This window comes from Aeromonas sp. QDB20 (assembly GCF_027707805.1).
Classification (GTDB): Bacteria; Pseudomonadota; Gammaproteobacteria; order Enterobacterales; family Aeromonadaceae; genus Aeromonas; species Aeromonas dhakensis.
Genome location: NZ_JAPCJC010000052.1, coordinates 1 through 1,612 on the forward strand (window position 1 = coordinate 1; position 1,612 = coordinate 1,612).

Sequence of the window (1,612 nt, forward strand, 5' to 3'; positions counted from 1 at the left end):
TACACGCCGAAACAGCGCTTGGCACAGGCCGCATGACCTCTACTTTTGAGTGCTCCAAAAAATGGGGGGATTACCATGCCAGCTTAAGAAAGTCACGACGTTGCATGAATAGATCCTTATTGCATACAAAGAGACATCGTTAAACTAAGCAATATCCCTACTGTTAGGTCAAGAACTATCACTTCTCATATGAACCTTTCAATGGAATTAGCACATCGAATTTATGCTTCTTATGTGTGTGTTTTCACGCTGGTTATAACAGGTGATACAGATTTCATTTTTTAAGGTAGAAAGACTGATGGCGGTATAATAAGTGTATATTTTCCAGGTAGAACTCAGTTCTTAAAATTAAACTATAGAGGTAATAGGATGTGAGAGGAAACTGGTTTATCTTCGCTGCGGAGCAGCGGAATGTTTAAAAAAGTCTTTTGTTCTCATAATTAGTAAATGGACAGTTTTCAGAGTTTTTCAAGTGGCTAAAATGAAAAAATTTGAAAAAAAAACTGTCGTGATGTTTTTTTGAACTGAAAGATGAGGCCCTCAGGCTGCCTAAATTTATAAGCACACCCCATGCTGAATTCGTCCCACAAGATCGATAACAGCTTGAACCCCCATCGGGGTATTCAGCAGTTGGGCTGGCGCTACACCACCTAGACCCCAGGCCGTGCGGTTTAACCACGACAGTGTCTTAACGGTATCGTTCCTGTGGAAGACGAGTACCGCATCGAGGGCCTGCGCCACTCCGTATACCCTGACACCCTGCGATATTGATAGGGGGGCTGCAATCCGCAGCTTGCGGGTCAGTGTACTCCGGCTAATACCCACCCATTGGCAAACCGTTCCCACATCCGTCTTCATCAATTCAGCGAGCCGATAGAGTATGTCCGGTGATACGCCAGCCACGATCCATAGATGTGCTCCTAGTGGGTCACGAGGAATACCAAGACCTTCCAGGAGAAGGTTCGGAGTAGCTGCGTCACTACTAGGATGATAGGTTGCATAGGGCATCATGTAGCATTCCTCAATGTACAAACACGATCTCTCATGAGCTATCCTACCCCAAACTGTCGTTTTGAGTGGAAGATTAACAACCAAATGCCCCTGCATTGAGGAGAGCTGATGACCGAGTTGGTCTGTACTGAACCAGGTTTAGGCATTGAGCTTGGGACTACTTTTCAGGTTCTATCGGAGAACGGCTCTGAATGGGAAATCCTGTTGGGGAATGAATACCGCAGGATCCACAAACGCAGCGGGCGCGTTACAGGTTGGAAAACACCTCCAAAATTTGAGTGCAAGGACATCCAAAAATAACATGCCAAATGAGAGCTCAATACTGGTTATGCCAGTGATAAATAGCCAGCTCAGGTTACTCCCACATCAAAGCAGAAAATTATAGTTTTCATAAAGCATTAAATAAGGAGCTCAGCACTGATGAATCCCCTAATGATTTTTATCAAAATCATTAAGTTAAGGTAGATACACATCTTGTCATATGATCAAATGGTTTCGCCAAAAATCAATAATCAGACAACAAAATGTGCGAACTCGATATTTTACACGACTCTCTTTACCAATTCTGCCCCGAATTACACTTAAAACGACTCAACAGCTT

2 protein-coding genes are annotated in these 1,612 nt (G+C 43.7%); one reads left to right on the top strand and one right to left on the bottom strand.

Annotated features, from left to right (window positions below; genetic code table 11):
* Positions 1–555: 555 nt before the first annotated feature.
* Positions 556–1,107 carry an antitoxin Xre/MbcA/ParS toxin-binding domain-containing protein gene (locus tag PG897_RS22465; protein WP_333563753.1) on the bottom strand — a complete coding sequence of 184 codons (552 nt, stop codon included), beginning with the start codon at positions 1,105–1,107 and terminating at the stop codon, positions 556–558.
* A gap of 12 nt (positions 1,108–1,119) precedes the next feature.
* On the opposite strand from PG897_RS22465, the gene PG897_RS22470 reads away from it, so the two are divergent.
* Positions 1,120–1,311 carry a hypothetical protein gene (locus tag PG897_RS22470; RefSeq protein ID WP_270829440.1) on the top strand — a complete coding sequence of 64 codons (192 nt, stop codon included), beginning with the start codon at positions 1,120–1,122 and terminating at the stop codon, positions 1,309–1,311.
* Positions 1,312–1,612: the final 301 nt, after the last annotated feature.

Coding starts and splice junctions, on each gene's coding strand:
- PG897_RS22465 (WP_333563753.1), bottom strand. CDS start 1,107: ATGCAGGGGCATTTGGTTGTTAATCTTCCACTCAAAACGACAGTTTGG.
- PG897_RS22470 (WP_270829440.1), top strand. CDS start 1,120: ATGACCGAGTTGGTCTGTACTGAACCAGGTTTAGGCATTGAGCTTGGG.